Raw genomic sequence first — 22,919 nt, forward strand, 5'->3', positions numbered from 1 at the left:
TTCCTTTCCCCTTGCTGCTACTGCCTTTCAACAAAAAAGGCACACCCATCTAGTGTACCGCAAAGCCAACAGCAGATGCAGCATCCAGTCCTATGAACTGCACTCGACTTCACAAGAAGACCTCATCTGCCCCTTGTTTCATTTACCATTTTACCACAATTCCCCTATTTAAGAAAACACTTTTTACAAACAGAAAGGCAAAAGGAGAATCAGAAGTAAATTCCGAAGAAGATGAGCCAGTAAGGACAATTCCAGAGATCCAACCCAAGCTTTTAAGAGCCGGACAAAAGCTATGCCTAAGCTTAGGTAAATTAGAAAGCAAGATGATTCTCCGGGATTTCTCAGGAAAGCAAAGAGAGCAATTCCCAAGGCAATACACCAACTCTTTCTGTATTTCATCTGCCTGTTTTGCTTAGCCTGTGATGACATACCAAATAAATCCATGCCAAGCAATAGCAAGGAGGAGGCGGAAAAACTGTTTGAGATAAGCTGCTGCAAAGATGTTAGCTCCGAACTCGACTGCCCACAAAGGAGAACAAGACTCGCTGCGTTGCTTGCAATCATCAAAAAATAAAGGTAGCGCAAGTGTGGAAACCGTTTGGAAGCCCGTAGCTCTATCTTAAAATCCCGCCACACACGAGAAAAATAAGAGGCATACCCTAAAAGAATGAACAAAAACAGAGAGATAAAAAGCAAGTTAGGCCTCGATAAAGCGAAACGATTGGTCATCGGATGAACCAAAAGCAGCAAGACCGATTGCATTAACATAGCTACTAATAAGATTTGGATAGATTTTTGAAATTTGAGACGCATATTTTTCACTCCCTAAAGCTAAGATACAACTCTCATTATAAGGCAAAAGATTCGCTTTGCTAGCTCCATGTCCTCAAAAGTCACTTTTTATCCCTGAAATGTCAAAAAAGAGGTCAATCTGACCTCTTCATCCATGAATGATATATCGTTAACTTTGTGAGATGATCATCACCAAAATAGCAATGGCATTCCGTAACATATGGGCTAAAATTCCCATTTCCAAACGCTTAGTCTGGTGAACTACCAAAGCTAGAACGCCCCCCATACCAGCATAAAGGACAAAACTACCGATGTTGGTCGGACCGTGGAAAAAACCAAAAAGGATAGAACCAACTATCAGACCAATCAACTCATGCTTTGGAAACAGCTTTTGGGGAATCAAACCACGGAAAATAATCTCTTCCAAAATTGGCGCTGAAAAAACAGCTCCCACAATAAGCAAAACAACGGGCGTACTCTGAAACAAGTTTTGCAAAGCAGTTTGATTGGCTGTCGTTCCTGAAAGTTGGCCCTCTAGAACCATAATAATCGCAGCAAAAATACTAACTCCGAAAGTTATCAGATAGGATAATACTAGCCAGATCACTGATTTTAAATTAAAAAAACTAAAATCAAGGGTCAGTAAGCCTTCTTTTTTAGCCATTCGCAGGGCATAAAAAATGATCAGCAAATAAATCATCAGGATAAGCAAGGTGTATCCCATTGAAAAACTTTGATCTCGACCTTTGTAAAACTGGATCAGTACAAAAGGAACTTGAGTCTGTACGGCTAAAAACAAAGCCAGTAAACTATATTCCACTTTTTGCAAAAAAATTTTCATTTCTTCCTCCTTTTACTTAGTATATCGAATTTTTCCCTTCCTGTACAGCTAAGAGCCATATAAAATCAAAAAATGTGCCATCATGCTTACTAGGAAGCTCCTTCCCTAAGCTTTTGATTCAATCTGGCAGCAAAATAGAGCGCTAAAATTTCAATTTTTATTATATCTTCACCAATTCAGTGCACCTAGCAAAAAAGGAAGAGAATACAAGATTCTCTTCCTGATAGACTTTTATATTGTAAACTCAAGCAAGTTTTTATGATTCTACGCTTGTTTCAACTTCTTCAGTCTCTGCTGTTTCCACAACTTCGTCAATGATTTCAACTTCATTGATTGCTTGTGGTTCCAAGTTACGGTAACGAGCCATACCAGTACCAGCCGGGATGATCTTACCGATAATAACATTTTCCTTGAGTCCAAGGAGATGGTCTTTCTTACCACGGATAGCAGCATCTGTCAGGACACGAGTTGTTTCCTGGAAGGAAGCTGCAGAAAGGAAGCTGTTAGTTTCAAGGGAAGCTTTGGTGATTCCCATGAGGACTGGACGAGCTGTCGCAGGCACTCCGCCTGAGATAACCACATCACGGTTAGCATCTGTAAAGTCAGTGATATCCATGAGAGTTCCCATGAGGAGATCTGTATCACCTGGATCCATGACGCGCACCTTACGAATCATTTGACGAACCATTACTTCAATGTGTTTGTCGCCGATTTCTACCCCTTGGCTACGGTAAACTTTTTGTACCTCAGCAAGCAGGTAAGTTTCAACAGACAAGACATCACGGACAGCCAGCAAGTGCTTAGGCTGGATAGAACCTTCGGTCAAGGCAGCACCGCGGGAAACTTGGTCGCCCACTTCCACCTTCATACGGGCTGTAAACGGCACTACATATTCACCTTCACCAGTTGCACCTTTAACAAAGACTTTCTTAGTACGAGTAGATGCATCTTCTTCGATGGCAGTAACTTCACCCTTGACTTCTGTGATGACCGCTTCCCCTTTCGGATTACGGGCTTCAAAGATTTCTTGGACACGAGGAAGACCCTGAGTGATATCGGTATTAGAGGCAACACCACCCGTGTGGAAGGTACGCATTGTAAGCTGTGTACCAGGTTCCCCGATAGATTGGGCAGCGATGGTTCCGACTGCTTCACCGACTTCAACCGCATCACCAGTCGCCAAGTTGATACCGTAGCAGTGACGGCAGACACCGTGGCGAGTGTTACATGTAAAGACGGAACGAATCGTCACTTCTTCAACACCAGCATTGACAATCTCTCGCGCCTTATCTTCGGTAATCAATTCATTTGGACCGATAATAACTGCGCCAGTTTCTGGGTGTTTAACCGTCTTCTTAGTATAACGACCATTGAGACGCTCTTCCAGAGACTCGATCATTTCCTTGCCTTCTGTAATAGAAGTGATGAGCAAGCCGCGATCTGTACCACAGTCGTCCTCACGGATAATCACGTCTTGAGCAACGTCAACCAGACGGCGAGTCAAGTAACCTGAATCGGCTGTCTTAAGGGCCGTATCGGTCATGCCCTTACGAGCACCGTGAGTAGAGAAGAACATTTCCAATACAGACAAACCTTCGCGGAAGTTTGAAAGGATTGGCAATTCCATGATACGTCCGTTCGGAGCAGCCATCAGACCACGCATACCGGCAAGCTGTGAGAAGTTAGAGATGTTACCACGGGCTCCAGAGTCCATCATCATAACGATAGGGTTCTTCGGATCCTGGTTGGCAACCAGACGTTTTTCCAATTTCTCACGAGCTGCCCGCCACTCAGCAGTGACAGCATTGTAGCGCTCGTCATCAGTAATCATACCGCGACGGAATTGCTTGGTGATTTGTTCTACACGCTTGTGAGACTCTTCAATAATCTCTGCCTTGTCTTCTACGACTGGAATGTCAGCAATACCCACTGTCAAACCAGCCAGTGTAGAATGGTGGTAACCTAGGTCTTTCAAGCGGTCCAGCAGGGCAGATGTTTCTGTCGTACGGAAGCGTTTGAAGATTTCAGCGATGATATTTCCTAGATTTTTCTTCTTAAACGGAATATTCAACTCTAGGGCTTCAATAGCAGACTTGATGTCTTTACCTGGCTCCAAGAAGTATTTAGTTGGAACACCTTCTGTCAAGTTAGCATTCGTTGGCTCTTGCAGATAAGGCAGCTCTTCTGGCATGATATCATTGAAGAGAATCTTACCTACTGTAGTCATAAGGATCTTGTGTTTTTGATCTTCTGTCCAAGGTTTGTTGAGGCTATCTGTCGCGATACCTACACGAGTGTGCAAGTGGACATAGCCATTACGCAAGGCCATCACAGCTTCATCACGGTCTTTAAAGACCATTCCCTCGCCTTCACGACCTGCTTCTTCCATGGTCAGGTAGTAGTTACCCAAGACCATATCCTGAGATGGTGTTACAACTGGTTTTCCGTCTTTTGGATTCAAGATGTGCTCAGCAGCCAGCATGAGAATACGAGCTTCAGCTTGAGCTTCTTCAGACAATGGGACGTGGATGGCCATTTGGTCACCGTCAAAGTCGGCATTGTAGGCTTCACAGACCAGTGGGTGCAAGCGAAGAGCCTTACCGTCGATTAGAACCGGCTCAAAGGCTTGGATACCCAAACGGTGAAGGGTTGGTGCGCGGTTAAGGAGCACTGGGTGTTCTTTGATAACATCTTCCAAGACATCCCAAATACGCTCATCGCCACGTTCTACCATGCGTTTAGCAGCTTTCACATTCTGTGCATAGTCACGGGCAACAATTTCCCGCATAACAAACGGCTTGAAGAGCTCGATCGCCATTTCACGTGGCACACCACATTGATACATCTTCAATGTCGGACCAACGGCGATAACGGAACGACCTGAGAAGTCAACCCGTTTACCCAGCAAGTTTTGACGGAAACGGCCTTGTTTACCTTTGAGCATATGGCTCAAAGATTTAAGCGGACGGCTACCTGGTCCAGTGATTGGACGACCACGACGACCATTGTCAATCAAAGCGTCCACCGCTTCTTGCAGCATCCGCTTCTCATTTTGAACGATGATACCTGGTGCATTCAACTCGAGCAAACGAGCCAAACGGTTGTTCCGGTTGATAACGCGGCGGTAGAGGTCGTTCAAGTCAGATGAGGCAAAGCGGCCACCATCCAATTGAAGCATTGGACGTAGATCTGGTGGAATGACTGGCAGGATGTTGAGAATCATCCATTCTGGCTTATTGCCAGAACGGTAGAAGGCATCCAAAACGTCCAAACGACGAATGGCCTTGACTCGTTTTTGACCAGAAGCTGTTTTCAATTCTTCCTTGAGAGCTGCAATTTCTGTTTCCAAATCCACTTGTTTCAGCAAGTCTTGGATAGCTTCTGCTCCCATCTTGGCAACGAATGAACCTGCACCATATTCACGGAGGCGCTCACGATACTCGCGCTCCGTCATGATAGACTTGTGCTCCAGTGGTGTTTCCTTAGGATCAATCACCACATAAGCAGCAAAATAAATGACTTCTTCCAGAGCGCGCGGACTCATATCCAGAGTCAAGCCCATACGGCTTGGGATTCCCTTGAAATACCAAATATGAGAAACCGGCGCTTTGAGCTCGATGTGCCCCATACGTTCACGACGAACCTTGGTCCGTGTTACTTCGACACCACAGCGGTCACAAATAATCCCTTTATAACGAATCCGTTTGTACTTACCGCAGGCACACTCCCAATCCTTGGTTGGCCCGAAGATCACCTCGTCAAAGAGGCCTTCACGTTCTGGCTTCAAGGTCCGGTAATTGATTGTCTCAGGCTTCTTCACTTCCCCGTAAGACCATGAACGGACCTTACTTGGAGAAGCTAGGGTGATTTGCATACTTTTAAATCGATTTACATCAACCACTATTTCTTACCTTTCTTATTTATCTAATCAGCGACGAATTATTTTTCTTCATTTCCTTCAGCATCAAAAGCTGCTTTAGCTTCTTGAGCCTGTTTTTGACGTGCTTTTTCCAGATCGTCCACATGGATCACATCTTCATCCATGTCTTCATCCAAGTCACGAAGTTCCACTTCTTGGTCATCTTCGTCAAGGACACGCATGTCAAGACCAAGAGATTGCAATTCTTTCACAAGAACTCGGAAGGATTCTGGCACACCTGGTTTTGGAATTGGTTTCCCTTTGGTAATCGCTTCATAAGCTTTCAGACGTCCGTTGATATCGTCAGACTTGTAAGTCAAGATTTCTTGAAGTACGTTTGACGCGCCGTAAGCCTCTAGGGCCCAAACTTCCATTTCCCCGAAACGTTGTCCACCAAACTGAGCTTTACCTCCGAGTGGCTGTTGGGTAACAGTTGAGTATGGACCAACTGAACGGGCATGGAGCTTATCGTCAACCATGTGGTGGAGCTTGATCATGTACATGACACCGACAGAAACGCGGTTATCAAATGGCTCACCAGTACGTCCATCATAAAGAATCGTCTTAGCATCGCTATCCATACCAGCTTCACGAACTGTAGACCAGAGATCTTCTGAGCTTGCTCCGTCAAAGACTGGTGTCGCAATGTGGATGCCCAAGTTACGAGCTGCCATACCAAGGTGGAGTTCCATAACCTGACCGATATTCATACGGGATGGCACCCCAAGTGGGTTCAACATGATATCAACTGGTGTTCCGTCTGGCAAGTATGGCATGTCTTCCACAGGAACGATACGGGATACAACCCCTTTGTTTCCGTGACGTCCGGCCATCTTATCTCCGACCTTGATCTTACGTTTTTGAGCGATGTAGACACGTACCAGCATATTGACACCAGATTGCAACTCATCACCGTTTGCACGAGTAAAGATCTTCACATCGCGAACGACACCATCGGCACCGTGAGGTACACGAAGGGAAGTATCACGCACTTCACGAGACTTATCACCAAAGATAGCATGCAAGAGACGTTCTTCAGCTGAAAGGTCTTTTTCACCCTTAGGTGTTACTTTACCGACAAGGATATCGCCTTCTTTAACCTCGGCACCGATACGGATAATCCCCATTTCGTCAAGGTCTTTAAGAGCATCTTCACCAACGTTTGGAATTTCACGAGTAATTTCTTCAGGTCCAAGCTTTGTATCGCGGGTTTCTGATTCATATTCTTCCAAGTGAACAGATGTGTAGACATCGTCTTTAACCAAACGTTCGCTCATGATAACGGCATCCTCGAAGTTGTAACCTTCCCATGTCATGTAGGCAACGATTGGGTTTTGTCCCAGCGCCATTTCTCCATTTTCCATAGAAGGTCCGTCAGCGATAAAGTCACCTTTTTCAACAACATCGCCAACTTTAACAAGTGTACGTTGGTTGTAAGCAGTTCCTGAGTTTGAACGGCGGAATTTTTGAATGTGGTACACATCTAGTGAACCATCTTCGCGACGAACTTCTACCTTATCCGCATCCACATAGGTAACCTTACCATCATGCTGAGCAATAACCGCTGCACCAGAATCGTGGGCAGCTTGGTATTCCATACCAGTACCAACGTAAGGCGCTTTTGGATCAATCAAAGGCACAGCCTGACGTTGCATGTTGGCACCCATGAGGGCACGGTTGGAGTCGTCATTTTCCAAGAAAGGAATACATGCTGTCGCCACGGCAACTACCTGCTTAGGTGATACGTCCATGTAGTCTACTTGGTCTGAAGGGAATTCTTGGTTATTACCTTGGTGACGTCCCATAACAATCGCTTCTGCAAAGCCGCCCTCTTCATTCAGCTTAGAGTTGGCCTGCGCTACGATAAATTCATCTTCCTCGTCAGCGGTCAACCAAACGATTTCGTTGGTTACCACACCAGCTTCACGGTCTACCTTACGGTAAGGCGTTTGAATAAATCCGTATTTGTTAAGGTGTCCATAAGAAGACAAGTTATTAATCAAACCGATGTTTGGTCCTTCAGGCGTTTCAATCGGACACATACGACCGTAGTGAGTATAGTGCACGTCCCGCACTTCATAGCCAGCGCGGTCACGTGTCAAACCACCAGGTCCTAAGGCAGACAGACGACGCTTGTGAGAAAGTTCAGACAGCGGATTGTGTTGGTCCATGAACTGAGACAACTGTGAAGAACCAAAGAATTCTTTAATGGCTGCAGTCACTGGACGGATGTTGATGATTTGTTGTGGAGTCAGCACTTCATTGTCCTGAACAGACATCCGTTCACGAACATTACGCTCCATCCGAGAAAGTCCCAGACGAACTTGGTTAGCCAAAAGCTCACCAACCGCACGAATACGACGGTTCCCCAAGTGGTCAATATCATCCACACGGCCGATACCTTCTGCCAAGTTGAGGAAATAGCTCATTTCAGCCAAAATATCAGCTGGTGTTACAGTCCGAACCTTGTCAGATGGGTTCGCATTGCCAATGATGGTCACAACACGATCTGGATCGCTTGGTGCGACGACCTTGAACTTCTGCAATTCTACAGGCTCTGTCAAGACAGCTGAGTCGTTTGGAATATAAGTGATTTTGTTCAAACCATTGTCCAACTGCTCTGCAATGCTGTCGATGACACTGCGGGTCATAACTGTACCAGCTTCAACCAAGATTTCTCCAGTTTCAGCATCTACCAGATGCTCTGCCAATGTTTGATTGAGCAGGCGGTTCTTGATGTTGAGTTTCTTGTTAATCTTGTAACGACCAACAGCAGCCAAGTCATAGCGATGTGGATCAAAGAAACGAGCCACAAGCAAGCTACGTGAGCTTTCAGCCGTCTTAGGCTCACCTGGACGAAGGCGCTCGTAGATTTCTTTCAGAGCTTCATCCGTACGAGAGTCCATTGGGTTCTTGTGAATATCTTTTTCGATGGTGTTGCGCACCAAGTCGCTGTCACCAAAGATGTCCAAGATCTCATCATCACCTGAGAAACCAAGCGCACGCACCAAAGTAGTAAATGGAATTTTACGCGTCCGGTCAATACGAGTATAGGCGATATCTTTTGAGTCTGTTTCTAGCTCCAACCAAGCTCCGCGGTTAGGGATAATCGTTGAACCGTAGCCAACTTTACCGTTTTTATCAACTTTATCGTTGAAGTAAACCCCTGGCGAACGCACCAACTGAGACACGATAATCCGCTCACCACCGTTGATGATGAAGGTTCCCATTTCAGTCATGATTGGGAAATCACCAAAGAAGACTTCCTGCGTCTTGATTTCACCAGTTTCCTTGTTAATCAAACGGAAAGTCACAAAGATTGGCGCTGAGTAGCTAGCATCGTGGATACGAGCTTCTTCCAGCGTATATTTAGGCTCACGGATTTCATAGCCGACAAATTCCAATTCCATGGTGTCGGTAAAGTTTGAAATAGGAAGTACATCCTCAAAGACTTCTTTCAAACCATGGTCCAAGAAATCTTTAAACGAGTCTGTTTGAATTTCAATCAAGTTTGGTAAATCAAGAACTTCTTTAATTCTTGAAAAACTACGACGGGTCCGATGTTTCCCGTATTGAACGTCATGTCCTGCCAAGTTTCTAACTCCTTTTTTATAAAGTACAGAGGGAGGGAATCGGAGAGAATTGAGATTTACCGATTATTGGAATCATAACCATCTGCCTCTCATATCACACTCTTCTTCACTCTTACTAAGGGGAGACCCCTTCTACGCCATTGACTCTCGTCAAAACAGCTACAATCAGTCCCTTTTGCTAAGTTTTTAGAATCTTTAAATTTGCGTTACAAATCCTAGAATTCTGAAAAATAGACACAAAAAGAGCAGCTAAATCTGACTTATAAAAAGTTTGATTTAACTGCTGCAAGCTTTAATCGGACAATATTTCAATCAAAGCACACGACAAATTATTGATACTATTATACCATATTTATGTAAAAATTCAAGTAGTTTTATCTAATTTCCAGGACACTTTCTAATCTTGAAATAGAAGCATGTTTATTTTAAGTCGCTCTCATCCACTTCCTCGTCGTCATGAACATGTTAACCCTGGATTTTGATGTATCCTTCATGTTTCCTATCCAATTCTTCCCAGAGTGGCTCATCAACAGCCTTCCGAATCTTTATTTATAATTCTTTTATTATATTTCCTATTTAGAAGCTAGTTGCTGTTTCATTTTTTCAAAAAACTGATTCAATTCTGTTTGAACCTGACGTAGTAGCTCTTTTTCTTGAGTCTCATCTATCTCAATTTTTTTCCTAACACCATCCTTATCTATATAAGTATATCTTGAATAAGTCAATTTTAATTCTTTATCCACGAAAAAACCTGCATCTATTTCTTTACCATCAATTGTAGTAGAAAAATGAATCAGAAGCTCACTGTCTTCCAAACTAGTCGGTGGGCGTACATCCAAGTTTAATTTCCCAGATATTTTAAGTTTATTTATCCCCCATCGGCGAATCACTGGGTCATCCGGAATTCCATAGCCAGCATCTCGGATAATATCCTCGTTGTCACCTGCGAGGATACTTGCCAGTAATTCAATTTTATTGGCAGAGGAAAAATCTGGTTCAGGTTTATTATCTGGCCAAAAGAGCAACCAAATGGCAAAAGCAGTTATTATCAAAAGTAGGATGCTTATTATTTTTTTACGTACCGACATTTTTATCTTCTCCTCGCTTCAAATAATCATAAAAATCTTCTTTTGATTTTTTATGCTCATCCGTATCTGGTTTCCATAAGAAATCCCATCTTTTGCCATGCTTGATAAATTGTCCACCTGCTGTACAAGCTTCTTACATGAGTTCTCCAGAGGCTAGAGTAGCTATCAGGTAGTCACGCTCTTTAGGCAGTCGGTCTGTAACTTGATTGCTAATTCTAAGTTGTTGCCAACGCTTTACCTTACTTGTCCACCACTTGAGCTTCAAAGTGAGCTGTCTTGTCGTCTACATTGGTGATGGTGATCGTGTAGGACTTGTTATTAGTTACATTAAAAGCTTTTTCCCCCTGGTAGCTGACAACAATTCCATCCTGCACTAATTTAATATCTTTTTGATTATTGGGTAACTCTTCATCAGCATCTTCTGAATGATGGCTTCGAACAAGTTTTTGCCCTTCAACATCATAAAAAATATCGCCATGCATCTCAAACCAAACTCCTGAACCTGATAATTTAAGCTTATTATTATTATTTTTCTTCAAAATTAATACAGAATAGTATTCCACATCTTGTGTCCGAGGTTTGACTTTCAGACTAATAGACTGACCAGGTTGTAAGGTATATTTACCAAGATTTTGTGCCCATAAATAAAAGAGAAAAGCAGATGCCAGAACTCCAACAAGTAATAAACTACAACCTAAATTCCAATCCCATTGTTTTTTCAAGGTCATTTGTGAATCTCCTTATAGACCCCATATCGTATTAGGAGTCTATCCATTCTGCAATATTTCATCTTCTTTCCGTTTTCTCCGCTGACCCGACCACCTGATACATAGCAACAATACTATCAGACAAAGAAGCAAATAGACCAAACGAAGGATTCTCATCTTACCAAGAGCAGATAAGAAGTTTTTCCTTGCATGTCCCACTTCTTGACCTAACTGTTCAATCGTTTTGCCTGTTTCCTCTTTAATAACAGCTGCATTCTTTGAAATCAAATAATAATTTTGCTCTAAACTAGTAGTATAGGCTCTGGATATTGGTTCATCTAAGAAAAAATATACTCTATCAGCATACTTATCTTCAGACAGAGCATAGTATATTTCAACTTCACTATCCCATTTTCTAGGAAAACTAGTTATTCTAATATTTTCATAATCTAGATGCATAATTCCATTTAATACGTCACTAGTCCATTCTTCCGCATAGTGGTATAGATTTGCCTTTCTATCTACCATTGGCCAAACCATAACGTACCGACTATGCATAAATTCCTTGGTCAAGACCGAGTTACTAGCCAGACTGGTCGCACCAATCTCATATACTGACCAAACAAGCACAATGAGCATTAAATACGATTGGGCAGGTTTTGTTTTGAAATATTTCTGAAGTAACCTAACCTTGGTATCAGTTTCCCTATTCTGTTTTCCAAACATCTTTAAATTTTACTTCTCCCCAATTCTGTACACTAAAGCGAAACGAATAATCGTTTTTTCTTCATCCAATCACCTCATTTCTTCCAATTCTTGATTGACTGCTTCAATATTTAGAATGAAATTATAGCTACTTGGCAAATCTTTTGTAGATATTCCACACTCCGATTTTCAGTAGGTTATTCAAAATGAGATTGCATTCCCACCTCCTCAACTTATTTTATCTAGTAGTAATTTTGTAAAAATTTTTGTTTAGTCTCTTCTATCGATTTATAGCCTACAATTTTTCTTGCGCGAGTGCACTCGCCTCGTTCCGTATCTGAATAATACTCATTAACGCATCAATATACGATAGATTTTTATTTTTCATTTGGGTACATGGATTGGTAAATATCTTTGAGCATAGCTTTTGCCTCTGCTCTCACCTCATCTGCTATCTTATTTGTAGTCTCATCATCAACTTCAATTCTTTCTTGTGACGTGCTATCTATTTTCATATAGCCCACGTATTCCAATTCTAGTTCATTATTAAATTGAAAAGTTGATGTTACATTAGGAGTGGTACCTATCTTTTTAACTGTAATCATGGTTACTCCATCGTCTGGAGATATAATGGTTACTGGTTGACCTCCTTTGGTCTCTATGCTGGAAATACGTTCCATCATTTTTACATTGTAGTCATCTATGGAATAACCGGCTTTTCTGACTGCATTCACATAGCGAGTGGAATTCATCAAGATATCTAGTTGTTCATAAATTGTTTTTTGTTCATAAGCACGCTTAAAAGCGTCATATTGATAACGCTCATAAGCAAAATAGGAAGGAATAAGGATCAGAAGTAAGGACAAAACAATAGTCAGGTATTTATAGCGTTTGAATTTAACGAACATTTGTATCAGCCCCTCTTTCCAAATAGTCAAAAAAGGCTTCCTGATTCTTCTTTTGTTCCTCCTCTGACTGACCACGAGTTATAAACATATGGCCTCCTGTACTACCATCTGTTACAATGTAATGAACAATATCTTTACCAACTTTGGTATCTCCTTGCCCCATATTTTTATAAAACTCTTCAACACGGTTAATCTTATTAGATCCAATTCCCTGATTATAGTCTGCTTGTATTTTAAAAATATCTTTTTGATTCGCATTTTTCATTAGCTCATAGCTATTAATTGGATCCAAATCTGAGTTAAAGTCAGTATCACCATAACGGCCAGAGTCCACATCACCCTTGAAGAAATTTCATACTTTTCCATGGGATAAGGTAGTGAGGCTGTGCTACCTGGGATATTGATTCTGGCAGTATTTCCCACCTCACTTATAGCATGAGCAATTGAGTAAAGATTCAAGTCCCAGCTTTGTTCAGCAAATGCTGCAAACTGAATTGCTTCATGGGCATAATCTTTAACTGCATGTGAGAAACGATATTAAATGTAGCAATAGACTTCATGCGCTCTAAGAATGATTCTTTAGCTTCAATAGCCTTTTTGACAGAGGCTAGAGTAGCCATTTAATAGTCACAGTCTCTGGGCGGTCGGTCTGTTACTTGATTGCTAATTCTAAGTTGTTGTCAATGTTCTACTTTACCTATCCACCACTTGAGCTTCAAAGCGCGCTGGTTTGTCGTCCACATTGGTAATGGTAATCGTGTAGGGGGTTTCTTCCGTCACCCCAAATACTTCCTTTATTTCCCCTTGAACCACTATTCCATCACTCTCTAAATAGATACTTTTACTCTTATCATTCGGTAAGTCTTTGCGCTCTGTTCCATCTTTAGAAATAATAATCTCAGTTATTGACTGCTTCTCAACATTATAAACCGTATTACTTCCTTTCATCCCCCAGCCTTTTCGGCCCGATAATTTTAATTTAGCGTCATCTTTTTTTCTAAAATCAATTCCGAATTATACTCCAGCTGCTCTGTTTTAGAAAAAACTTTCAATTTAACACTTTGACCTGGTTGCAGAGTGTACTTACCAATGTTTTTTGCCCATAAATATAGTCCAAAAATGCTAGTTGCTAGGATTAATATTAGCAAGCCACAACCTAATTTCCAGATTTTTTTCTTCCTATAGGTCATTTGTAATTCTCCCTATAATCATTAATACCATCTTGAATTGTCTTAGCACTCCTGGATTATCTCCATAATTTCCATTAATAACGTTCTCTAAATATTTCAAAGGGTTCTTATCTGACCATCCCTGAGCCATTCCTGCACCAACTTTCAAATATGTATCACTAGATTCTAAATAACCTTTACCAACATAGCCAAAGAGATAATTTCCCAAATAATCAGGCTTCTTCCCTTCTTTCCACTAGCGGCCCCAAATTGAGAAAGGATAGTCTTCTCTGTATGCTCGGTTTTTTAAGTATAGGGGGTTATTGGTATTTAACTCTTCTACAAAACTAACCATACAAGATTTGATACATCTTTTTAATGAAGCTATTAATCTCACTTTGAACAATTTTCAACAAGCGGGCTTCTTCAGATTGTGAGATAGAAACTATTTCTCTTGTTCCCTTAGCATTTTCCTGAGAATAGCTAGAATAAAGTAAATTCAGATTTTCATCTAAAACGAAAGCTACATGTGTTTGTTTTTCATTAACTTGTGTAATGAAAAATAACTGGAAATCCTTGGCTTGCTTTTGAGGAGGACTAATTTTCAAATGTATATCTCCTTCTATTTCCAGTGGATAAATAACCCCTTCTAACCGAATGGCTCCATCTGGCGGAATGGTAAAGCCTGCTTTGCGAATATCAGGTGCGTACTTCTCTGATTCTAGCAAACGATGAAGAACTTCAATTCTATCATTTTTCTCAAAAGCTACTTTCAATGTATTAGATTGTTGAAAATGATTGTAAGTGAAATACGAAAGTACTAATACAACCAAAAATAATATTATCAACCATTTAAACTGTTTCAATTTATCTGACATTGCTCTCTAAACCTCTTTCCAGATAGTCAAAAAAGGCTTCCTGATTCTTCTTTTGTTCCTCTTCAACAGTCTTTACCATGCTTTACAAGAAAGGCTTCTACTCTTCCCAGTTCATAATATCTCACACTTTGCTCATCGTAATAACACATACAGCCTTCCGAATCTTTATTTATGATTCTTTTATTATATTTCCTATTTAGAAGCTAGCTGCTGTTTCATTTTTTCAAAGAACTGATTCAATTCTGTTTGAACCTGATGTAGTAACTCTTTTTCTTGAGTCTTATCTATTTCAATTTTTTTCCCAGTATCATTTTCCTCTATAGACTCATAACTCGAATCAATTAAATTCAATTTTTTATCTAAGAAAAACGCTACATCTGTTTCTTTACCGTTAATCATAGTAGAAAAAAGAACTAGAAGCTCACTGTCTTCCAAACTAGTCGGTGGGCGTACATCCAAGTTTAATTTCCCAGATATTTTAAGTTTATTTATCCCCCATCGGCGAATCACTGGGTCATCCGGAATTCCATAGCCAGCATCTCGGATAATATCCTCGTTGTTACCTGCGAGGATACTTGCCAGTAATTCAATTTTATTGGCAGAGGAAAAATCTGGTTCAGGTTTATCATCTGGCCAAAAGAGCAAGCAAATGGCAAAAGCAGTTATTATCAATAGTAGGATGCTTATTATTTTTTTACGTACCGACATTTCTATCTTCTCCTCGCTTCAAATAGTCATAAAAATCTTCTTTTGATTTTTTATGCTCATCCGTATCTGCTTGCCATAAAAAATCCCATCTTTTCCCGTGCTTGATAAATTGTCCACCTGCTGTATTATTTTCAATAAGGTAATTTAGGAAGTTCCTACCGTTTTCTTTATCACCATTTCCCAAGGTCTGATAAAACTCAGCAATTCGATTTGTTTCATTTACAGCAATCTCATTGTTATAATTTGCTTGTATTTTAAAAACATTGTTAGGCTGACCATTTTTAGATATTCTATCATAAAGATTTATAGCATCTAGATCCGAAGTGAAGTCATTATCATCATATCTTGTTGAATCTACATCTCCTTTGAAGGAACTTTCATATCGTTCTGTATTAATAGGAAGTTCACCTATTGTCATAGAATTTCCGAGGGTACTTAGTACGTGAGCCAACAGTTCTTTCATGCCTTCTTTCGTAGATAAGTCTCTATCTCCCCAAGCTTGTTCTGTAAACGTTGATAATTGAATAGCTTCATGAGCAAGATCTTTCTTACTAGGAGAAGATCCTTGTTGTTTTTCAATTTTTCTAATAAATAAGTTTACTTCTGCATCTGAGAAACCATATTCTTCTTTTAATGTTTTTCGTAACTTATCGTTTTTTAATACACCTCCTAAACCAGACCAAGTTGCACGTCCTGTATCCCCAGCATAGACTGGCGAGGCAACCAATCTGTTAAATTCATAAATCACTCTCTCTTTAGACCATCCTTTTGTTTCAGCTTTTTCAAGAATTGATTGCTGCAACTGGTATAAGAGATTTGCTGTTTCAATATCAAAACCATATATATTTACAAAATCATCCACAATAACTTTCTTTTCCTTCTCAGCTTTAGTCACTGGGATATTCTTATCCAACTTATGTGACTCAATCTTCTGCTCTTTCATCTTCTTGGCCCAACTCATGTCCACACCGTCCGCATAGTAGTTTCCATCACTATCGACAATGATTTCACTTAGTTGTGTGGCTCCTTGGATAGCTAGACGAAGAACTTCTAGACTATCACTGAAATATTGGGAGACTTGAGCGACAAAGAACTCCAGCTTTTCAATCTTCTCTTCCAATTCTTTAATTTGTGATTCAATTTGCGACTCTGCACTAGAAAGAATCACCAGAGATTCCATGTGAGAAACGATATTAAATGTAGCAATAGACTTCACCCGCTCTAAGAATGATTCCTTAGCTTCAATAGCCTTTTTGATAGAGGCTAGCTGTTTCTCTCTCAATTCTTTTGTCTTCTTCAGCTGATCCAGATCAAGGTTGCCATACTCTGATACCTGAGCATCGGCAATCCTATATGAATTCAACTCCGTTTGAATGTCGTCCACTGCAGCCTGTAGCTTCTTAATGGCAGGAATGATAATCTCTGAAAAAAGGCCCTTACCTGCTGTATAGGCTGCTCCCATGAGTTCTCCAGAGTCTAGGGCAGCTATTAGGTGGTCACACCCCTGAGACAATCGGTCTGTCACCTCATTGGCCACTTGAATATTATTAGCCATAGCCTCCATCAGCTGTGAGGACTCCGATGCACTGTATTTTACTCCCATGGTAAAGAGTTCCTTTCTTTCGTCAATCTTTCTCGATTTTCATCTAATTTTTGCCGAACTTTCCTTGTTTGTTTGGAAACATTGTCCAACTCTTGCTCTACGTAGCTGTCAATTGTTTGTTGCAAGGCTTGGTTTTCTTCCCATATTTTACGATTGGTATGGCTTGTCTCTGATACGGGATCTATCAAGTTTTCTATTTGGGCATTTATCGTCCAGATATCTGCACGAAAATCCATTACCTTCTCTTCGTAGCGTCTTTTGATAACTAAAAGATCTTCTTCTTGATTCTCAAGCTGGATGATTTGCTTATATAATTGTTCACGTTTTTCTTGATTTTTATCTTTTATCATCAGTTGCTCCAACGTTGTGCCTGCTCTATATCGCGTTTCTCAATTTTTTCAGCAATTTCTGGAAATTTATTAGCCTGAGTTAAGACGGCCGAACTGAAGTCACTGACAGCCTGCAACATTTGATTGCAGGCTTGACGACCAGCTTCCATTCCAGCAATATCACTTGTATAGCCAAATTCAACTTGATTGTTCCTGAAGGCTGAAGTATCCACTCCTACTAATTCACTAATTGCGGAACTTGCTGCGATAGTATCTGAAGAAATCTTCCCTGACATCTAGTATTCCCTACCTTTCGTTCTAATTGTTAGGCAATTTCTCATTGGCTATTACGATTGGTGTTGCCAGTGGTACCACCCAAAATTGCTCCCCAAGCTTTCTGATAATCCGCATCTGATGCGCCGATACCAAAGCGATAGCTCGTCGTTGGAGCGCCATTCTTAGCCCAGTAGCTAGGAACGGTCGGACCGTTTAGATTGATGGAACGGCCGTTGATTGTGACGGTTCCTGGTCTTTCTCCAGTAGACTTGAGAACATCAGACTTGATAACGCTCGAATCAAGATTGAACTTCTCTCCGATTCCCCAGGCACTTGGATCCGCCTCATAAATGGCATTGGCTAGATAGGCCATATAGGCCGCATTATTATTGTAGCCTGTTAGGGCAGCCATAGAAGTATTGTCATCATGACCAATCCAGCCTCCAAGGGTCATCCGAGGAGTTGAAAGCATGAGCCACATATCACCATTACTGTTAGTTGTACCTGTCTTACCAATCCAGTCTGCACCTGCCAAGGTACCATTGACTTGACTAATCCTTGATTTAAAGGTCGTAGTTGCACCAGAGTTGAGCACACCTCGCATCAAGCTTTGCATAATCGTTGCAGTAGCAGGCGAATACACCTGAACTGGTTTTGCCTTATGCTCATAAACTACCTTGCCGTCAGGAGCCGTGATCTTTTCAATCATATACTTTTCTTGATAAGAACCGTTATTAGCCAAGGTCTGGAAACCGTTGGTGTGCTGGGCAACCGAAACCTCGATCCCCCCACCCATTGGTAGACTTTCAATATCGTAGTTGTCAATATGGTAGCCCATTTTTTCCATATAGCCTCGGACGTTTACACCCTTCTCACGAAGTGCACGATAGGTCCAATAAGCTGGAATATTCCAAGAAGTATTGAGGGCTTCCTGCAGATCCATCATGCCTGTCCCACGACTGTCCACGTGCATAATTGGCTCACCGCTAGAGAAGTTCGTTGGATAATTGGAAAGGACACTTGCGCTTCCCATCAGCCCTTGGTCAATGGCAATCCCATAAGCTAAAATCGGCTTGATAGTCGAACCAGGAGATCTTTCCGTATCAAAAGCATGGTTGTTTTGATTAGAACTATAGTCTCTACCACCGACAAAACCAATAATGGCTCCTGTTTTATTGTCCTGAAGGACATTTCCAACCTCGACCATTCCTGTCCCATCATCCAAGAGACCACCGTAGTTGGCAACTGCGTTCTGCATCGCCTGATGAATCGAATGATTGATGGTTGTTGTGACCATATAGCCACCCTCGCTCAGCTCTTTTCGAGCCAACTCTTGATAAGCTTCAACCGTTGCATTATTTTTTAATTCTTGCTGAGATACATTGTCCCGCTGAATCAAATACTGATACATGGCCGTCTGCGCTTCTGAAAAGGCTGTATGGTAGAGGTAGCTATGCGAGCTCTTTTGAAGGCTCTCAGTCTGTTTAAAATCTTGCGTCAGATCATAGTCTTTGTACTGCTGATAGTCTGCCTCACTCAGTCGACCTGTGCGGTACATATTATACAAAACATTTCGAGCCCGCTCTAGACCTAAAGCCATATCATCTGGACTCTTCATACTGCCATCAGAGGCATAGGGTGAATAGACAATCGGGCTCTGAGGCAATCCTGCAATAAACGCAGACTGCGGAATGCTCAAATCCTTGGCTGATACACCAAAAATCCCTTGAGCTGCTTCTTCCACTCCAGCAATATTTTGTCCTTTGTTATTCCGACCAAAAGGTGCCACATTCAAATAAGCAGTCAGAATGTCATCCTTAGACATATAGCGTTCCAAAGCCAAGGCATCAACAATCTCTACTGCCTTCCGCTTGAAAGTCGGAGCATCTCCCACGACCTGCTGCTTGATCAACTGCTGAGTTAAGGTTGAGCCCCCGCTGGATGAACCAACTCCAACTACAGAACCCAAGGTTGCCCGCAGAACAGCCTTGGGCACAACACCATTGTGAGTTTCAAAGTTCTCATCTTCTGTAGCAATGATAGCATTTTTGACATTATCCGAAATCGCATCGCTGGCAACTGGCATCCGCAACAAATCATTATCGATTTCAGAAATCAACTCTCCGTTAGCATAGGTCAGCTTCGAAATCCCAGAAATCTTATTGACCTGACTTACCAGCTCCTCCTGCTTCGGCACGGAGACATCACTAAAAAGGCTGGCGGCATAGCCCAATCCGAGTCCGGCCCCCAATACTATTCCAAAAAAGATAAATACAAAAGCGACATTTAAGAGTAGTTTTACTGTCCGGAAAATAACGGAAACAATATCAAGTACCGACCATGTCTCTCCTTTTGGCTTAGACGTCTTAGCAGGTGAGGGTTCCCCCTTACCAAACTGTTTTAACTTTTTTATAAATGGTTTCAACATAGATTCTCCTTATCGACTATTATAGCAAACATCAGCAAATTATATCAAGAAAGAGCTAATTCTAGCGCTTTTACAGGAATTATTTTCTTGCTACTCATTGATATTTGTCGCGTTTGTGATACAATAGAGGGATAAAACAAAAAATACTTGAGCAAAGGCAAAATCCTTTGCTATCTTAGAAAAGGAGAGACAACTATGCACATTTTTGATGAGCTAAAAGAGCGTGGTTTGATTTTTCAAACTACTGATGAAGAAGCTTTGCGTAAAGCCTTAGAAGAAGGGCAGGTCTCTTATTATACTGGATACGATCCAACAGCGGACAGTCTGCACTTAGGTCACTTGGTAGCTATTTTGACCAGTCGCCGCCTACAGTTAGCTGGTCACAAACCTTACGCCCTCGTCGGTGGTGCAACAGGTTTGATTGGCGACCCATCCTTTAAAGATGCAGAGCGTAGCCTGCAAACCAAGGAAACCGTTGATGGCTGGGTTCAGTCTATCCAAGGGCAACTGTCACGCTTTCTTGACTTTGAAAATGGCGAAAACAAAGCTGTCATGGTCAACAACTACGATTGGTTTGGCAGCATCAGCTTCATTGACTTCCTCCGTGATGTTGGTAAATACTTCACTGTCAACTACATGATGAGCAAGGAATCCGTAAAAAAACGGATTGAAACAGGGATTTCTTACACAGAGTTTGCTTACCAAATCATGCAAGGTTACGACTTCTTTGTTCTTAACAAAGAACATAACGTAACTCTGCAAATCGGTGGTTCTGACCAGTGGGGAAATATGACAGCTGGTACCGAATTGCTTCGTCGTAAGGCTGACAAGACAGGTCACGTTATCACTGTCCCCCTTATCACTGATGCGACTGGTAAAAAATTTGGTAAATCAGAAGGAAATGCTGTTTGGCTCAATGCTGACAAGACTTCTCCATACGAAATGTACCAATTCTGGATGAATGTGATGGATGCTGACGCTGTTCGCTTCTTGAAGATCTTTACTTTCTTGTCACTCGATGAGATTGAAGACATCCGCAAACAGTTTGAAGCAGCTCCACACGAACGCTTGGCTCAAAAAGTCCTCGCTCGTGAAGTCGTGACTCTTGTCCATGGTGAAGAAGCCTACAAAGAAGCCCTTAACATCACTGAGCAACTCTTTGCAGGAAACATCAAAAACCTTTCTGTCAAAGAACTCAAACAAGGACTTCGTGGAGTACCAAACTACCAAGTTCAAGCCGACGAAAATCTTAACATCGTGGAAATCCTCGTGTCATCTGGCGTGGTCAACTCAAAACGCCAAGCCCGCGAAGATGTTCAAAACGGAGCAATTTACGTCAACGGCGACCGCATCCAAGACCTTGACTATGTCTTGAGCGACGCAGATAAGTTAGAGAATGAACTTACTGTTATCCGCCGCGGTAAGAAGAAATACTTCGTCCTTACATACTAAAAAAGCAGACTGGAGGCATTTGCCATCCAGTCCTTTTTTTGCTAGACTTAAAACTATGAATACAAACCTCAAACCCAAACTCCAGCGTTTTGCCACAGCGACCGCTTTTGCCTGTCCCATCTGCAAGGAAGAGCTGCAGCTGATGGAAAACAGCCTCAAATGTCAACATCGTCATTCTTATGACTTGGCCAAGTTTGGCTATGTCAATCTAGCACCTCAAATCAAGCAGCCCAAAGACTACGATAAGGCCAGTTTTCAAAATCGGCAGTTGATTTTAGAAGCTGGATTTTACCAAGCTATCTTAGAAGCTGTCTCGAACTTACTTGCTAGCTCAGAATCTGCTAAAACAGTCTTAGATATTGGATGCGGTGAGGGCTTCTACTCTCGTAAACTCCAAGAAACCCATCCCCAAAAAACCTTCTATGCTTTCGATATTTCAAAAGATTCCATTCAGTTGGCGGCCAAGAGCGACGGCTCTTTCGCAGTCAATTGGTTCGTTGGTGATTTGGCCAAGCTACCGCTGCAAGATGCCAGCATGGACATCATTTTAGATATCTTTTCTCCAGCCAATTATCAGGAATTTCGGCGAGTCATGTCTGACAATGCACTCCTCATCAAGGTCATCCCCACCGAGCACCATCTTCAAGAAATTCGCCAAAAAGCCGCGGCTCAACTCAGTAACAAGGATTACTCTAACCAAGAAGTCATTCAGCATTTCCAAGAATACTTCGATATAATTTCTGAAATCAATGTCGAATCTAGCCACTCCTTGACTGCCGAAAGCAGAGCAGCTCTTTTAGCGATGACACCACTGCTCTTTCACGTTGAGCAAGACCAGATTGACTGGACTGACCTCACCCAAGTGACCATTGCAGCTACCATTCTTGTCGGAAAAGCAAAATAAAGAAAAGATAGTCTGCAGACCAAATGCATTCCGTTTGGCTTGCGGACTATCTTTTTTATAACTCATATTTTAATAAACTGTTTTCTCTGTTTCGAAATCAAAGAAATGCGCCTTGTTCAGGTCAAAGCCAAGGTCAATTCCTTCACCCGTTTCTGAATAGTCACGAGCATCTACACGCGCGATAAACTCGCTGTCACCAACTTGACAGTAAAGGTGAGACTCAGAACCCAAAAGCTCAGAGACAGAGATGGTCGCATGAACCACAGAGTCTGGGAAGGTCTCTAAGAAGGCAGGTTCTGTATTGATGTCTTCTGGACGAATACCAAAGATCAACTTCTTACCGTCATAACCCTTCTCACGCAACACCTTCAGTGCTCCTTCTGGCACGGTTAAACGCAAGCCATCGGCAACGATTTCATTCCCCTCAAGCGTCACAGTGATAAAGTTCATCGCCGGGCTGCCAATGAAGCCCGCCACAAACTTGTTGACTGGATTTCTGTAAACTTCCTGTGGACTACCGATCTGCTCTACTCGACCAATCGTTCCAGTTCCAGCAGGGTTCTTGGTTGCTGACATGATAACAATCCGGTCTGCAAGCGTCATCGCTTCTGTCTGGTCG

General features: G+C 41.8%; 20 protein-coding genes and 1 pseudogene. 2 read left to right on the forward strand and 19 right to left on the reverse strand.

Annotated features, from left to right (window positions below):
- Positions 1–183: 183 nt before the first annotated feature.
- The 18 genes and pseudogenes from SCRDD08_RS09165 to pbp1b form a co-directional block, all read right to left on the reverse strand.
- Positions 184–813, reverse strand: coding sequence for a hypothetical protein (locus SCRDD08_RS09165; protein WP_061423416.1), 630 nt, complete (start codon positions 811–813; stop codon positions 184–186).
- Between the two features lie 148 nt (positions 814–961).
- On the reverse strand, positions 962–1,633 hold the full coding sequence (locus tag SCRDD08_RS09170) for a CPBP family intramembrane glutamic endopeptidase (RefSeq protein ID WP_005591269.1): 672 nt from the start codon (positions 1,631–1,633) through the stop codon (positions 962–964).
- A gap of 256 nt (positions 1,634–1,889) precedes the next feature.
- The gene (gene rpoC / locus SCRDD08_RS09175; protein WP_081104298.1) at positions 1,890–5,534 is read right to left on the reverse strand and encodes a DNA-directed RNA polymerase subunit beta'; all 3,645 of its coding nucleotides are present in this window, start codon (positions 5,532–5,534) and stop codon (positions 1,890–1,892) included.
- A 38-nt stretch (positions 5,535–5,572) separates the two neighbouring features.
- The gene (gene rpoB / locus SCRDD08_RS09180) at positions 5,573–9,145 is read right to left on the reverse strand and encodes a DNA-directed RNA polymerase subunit beta (RefSeq protein WP_061423418.1); all 3,573 of its coding nucleotides are present in this window, start codon (positions 9,143–9,145) and stop codon (positions 5,573–5,575) included.
- A gap of 572 nt (positions 9,146–9,717) precedes the next feature.
- Positions 9,718–10,233: a hypothetical protein gene (locus tag SCRDD08_RS09185; RefSeq protein ID WP_061423419.1), complete on the reverse strand. Its 516-nt coding sequence runs from the start codon at positions 10,231–10,233 to the stop codon at positions 9,718–9,720.
- A gap of 239 nt (positions 10,234–10,472) precedes the next feature.
- Positions 10,473–10,961 carry a hypothetical protein gene (locus tag SCRDD08_RS09190; protein ID WP_061423420.1) on the reverse strand — a complete coding sequence of 163 codons (489 nt, stop codon included), beginning with the start codon at positions 10,959–10,961 and terminating at the stop codon, positions 10,473–10,475.
- 39 nt (positions 10,962–11,000) lie between these two features.
- Positions 11,001–11,666, reverse strand: a complete 666-nt coding sequence (locus tag SCRDD08_RS09195) for a hypothetical protein (protein WP_061423421.1) — start codon at positions 11,664–11,666, stop codon at positions 11,001–11,003.
- A gap of 356 nt (positions 11,667–12,022) precedes the next feature.
- A complete protein-coding gene (locus SCRDD08_RS09200) occupies positions 12,023–12,583 on the reverse strand; it encodes a hypothetical protein (RefSeq protein ID WP_155719805.1) in 561 nt (186 codons plus the stop codon).
- Positions 12,543–12,818, reverse strand: a complete 276-nt coding sequence (locus tag SCRDD08_RS09205; protein WP_155719806.1) for a hypothetical protein — start codon at positions 12,816–12,818, stop codon at positions 12,543–12,545. The genes SCRDD08_RS09200 and SCRDD08_RS09205 overlap by 41 nt, the downstream gene beginning before the upstream one ends.
- 190 nt (positions 12,819–13,008) lie before the next feature.
- A complete protein-coding gene (locus SCRDD08_RS11535) occupies positions 13,009–13,173 on the reverse strand; it encodes a hypothetical protein (RefSeq protein WP_155719807.1) in 165 nt (54 codons plus the stop codon).
- A gap of 73 nt (positions 13,174–13,246) precedes the next feature.
- Positions 13,247–13,743 (reverse strand): annotated as a pseudogene (locus tag SCRDD08_RS09210) (hypothetical protein).
- Positions 13,733–13,951, reverse strand: coding sequence for a hypothetical protein (locus SCRDD08_RS09215; protein WP_061423424.1), 219 nt, complete (start codon positions 13,949–13,951; stop codon positions 13,733–13,735). Before SCRDD08_RS09215 ends, SCRDD08_RS09210 begins: the two are co-directional and overlap by 11 nt.
- Positions 13,952–14,069: 118 nt before the next feature.
- Positions 14,070–14,600: a hypothetical protein gene (locus SCRDD08_RS09220; RefSeq protein WP_061423425.1), complete on the reverse strand. Its 531-nt coding sequence runs from the start codon at positions 14,598–14,600 to the stop codon at positions 14,070–14,072.
- 192 nt (positions 14,601–14,792) lie between these two features.
- Positions 14,793–15,308, reverse strand: a complete 516-nt coding sequence (locus SCRDD08_RS09225; RefSeq protein ID WP_061423426.1) for a hypothetical protein — start codon at positions 15,306–15,308, stop codon at positions 14,793–14,795.
- Positions 15,295–16,911, reverse strand: coding sequence for an ATP-binding protein (locus SCRDD08_RS09230; protein ID WP_081104299.1), 1,617 nt, complete (start codon positions 16,909–16,911; stop codon positions 15,295–15,297). The genes SCRDD08_RS09225 and SCRDD08_RS09230 overlap by 14 nt, the downstream gene beginning before the upstream one ends.
- Positions 16,902–17,261 (reverse strand): hypothetical protein, encoded by a 360-nt coding sequence (locus SCRDD08_RS09235; protein WP_061423427.1) that lies wholly within the window; start codon positions 17,259–17,261, stop codon positions 16,902–16,904. Before SCRDD08_RS09235 ends, SCRDD08_RS09230 begins: the two co-directional genes overlap by 10 nt.
- A complete protein-coding gene (locus SCRDD08_RS09240) occupies positions 17,261–17,536 on the reverse strand; it encodes a hypothetical protein (RefSeq protein WP_061423428.1) in 276 nt (91 codons plus the stop codon). Before SCRDD08_RS09240 ends, SCRDD08_RS09235 begins: the two co-directional genes overlap by 1 nt.
- 41 nt (positions 17,537–17,577) lie before the next feature.
- Entirely contained in the window at positions 17,578–19,944 is a 2,367-nt protein-coding gene (gene pbp1b, locus SCRDD08_RS09245; protein ID WP_061423429.1) for a penicillin-binding protein PBP1B, read from the reverse strand.
- A gap of 195 nt (positions 19,945–20,139) precedes the next feature.
- On the opposite strand from pbp1b, the gene tyrS reads away from it, so the two are divergent.
- Together tyrS and SCRDD08_RS09255 are read left to right on the forward strand one after the other, a co-directional pair.
- Positions 20,140–21,396, forward strand: coding sequence for a tyrosine--tRNA ligase (gene tyrS / locus SCRDD08_RS09250; protein ID WP_045498145.1), 1,257 nt, complete (start codon positions 20,140–20,142; stop codon positions 21,394–21,396).
- 55 nt (positions 21,397–21,451) lie between these two features.
- Positions 21,452–22,300: a methyltransferase domain-containing protein gene (locus SCRDD08_RS09255; protein WP_061423443.1), complete on the forward strand. Its 849-nt coding sequence runs from the start codon at positions 21,452–21,454 to the stop codon at positions 22,298–22,300.
- A 69-nt stretch (positions 22,301–22,369) separates the two neighbouring features.
- Here the strand turns inward: SCRDD08_RS09255 and SCRDD08_RS12020 are convergent.
- Positions 22,370–22,919, reverse strand: a 550-nt coding sequence (locus tag SCRDD08_RS12020) for a TOBE domain-containing protein (RefSeq protein WP_231089370.1), incomplete at its 5' end; no start/stop codon positions are given.

The sequence above is a fragment of the Streptococcus cristatus genome, from assembly GCF_001578775.1.
GTDB lineage: Bacteria > Bacillota > Bacilli > Lactobacillales > Streptococcaceae > Streptococcus > Streptococcus cristatus_A.

Coding starts and splice junctions, on each gene's coding strand:
- SCRDD08_RS09165 (WP_061423416.1), bottom strand. CDS start 813: ATGCGTCTCAAATTTCAAAAATCTATCCAAATCTTATTAGTAGCTATG.
- SCRDD08_RS09170 (WP_005591269.1), bottom strand. CDS start 1,633: ATGAAAATTTTTTTGCAAAAAGTGGAATATAGTTTACTGGCTTTGTTT.
- SCRDD08_RS09185 (WP_061423419.1), bottom strand. CDS start 10,233: ATGTCGGTACGTAAAAAAATAATAAGCATCCTACTTTTGATAATAACT.
- SCRDD08_RS09190 (WP_061423420.1), bottom strand. CDS start 10,961: ATGACCTTGAAAAAACAATGGGATTGGAATTTAGGTTGTAGTTTATTA.
- SCRDD08_RS09195 (WP_061423421.1), bottom strand. CDS start 11,666: ATGTTTGGAAAACAGAATAGGGAAACTGATACCAAGGTTAGGTTACTT.
- SCRDD08_RS09205 (WP_155719806.1), bottom strand. CDS start 12,818: ATGAAAAATGCGAATCAAAAAGATATTTTTAAAATACAAGCAGACTAT.
- SCRDD08_RS11535 (WP_155719807.1), bottom strand. CDS start 13,173: ATGGCTACTCTAGCCTCTGTCAAAAAGGCTATTGAAGCTAAAGAATCA.
- SCRDD08_RS09220 (WP_061423425.1), bottom strand. CDS start 14,600: ATGTCAGATAAATTGAAACAGTTTAAATGGTTGATAATATTATTTTTG.
- SCRDD08_RS09225 (WP_061423426.1), bottom strand. CDS start 15,308: ATGTCGGTACGTAAAAAAATAATAAGCATCCTACTATTGATAATAACT.
- SCRDD08_RS09230 (WP_081104299.1), bottom strand. CDS start 16,911: ATGGGAGTAAAATACAGTGCATCGGAGTCCTCACAGCTGATGGAGGCT.
- SCRDD08_RS09235 (WP_061423427.1), bottom strand. CDS start 17,261: ATGATAAAAGATAAAAATCAAGAAAAACGTGAACAATTATATAAGCAA.
- SCRDD08_RS09240 (WP_061423428.1), bottom strand. CDS start 17,536: ATGTCAGGGAAGATTTCTTCAGATACTATCGCAGCAAGTTCCGCAATT.
- pbp1b (WP_061423429.1), bottom strand. CDS start 19,944: ATGTTGAAACCATTTATAAAAAAGTTAAAACAGTTTGGTAAGGGGGAA.
- tyrS (WP_045498145.1), top strand. CDS start 20,140: ATGCACATTTTTGATGAGCTAAAAGAGCGTGGTTTGATTTTTCAAACT.
- SCRDD08_RS09255 (WP_061423443.1), top strand. CDS start 21,452: ATGAATACAAACCTCAAACCCAAACTCCAGCGTTTTGCCACAGCGACC.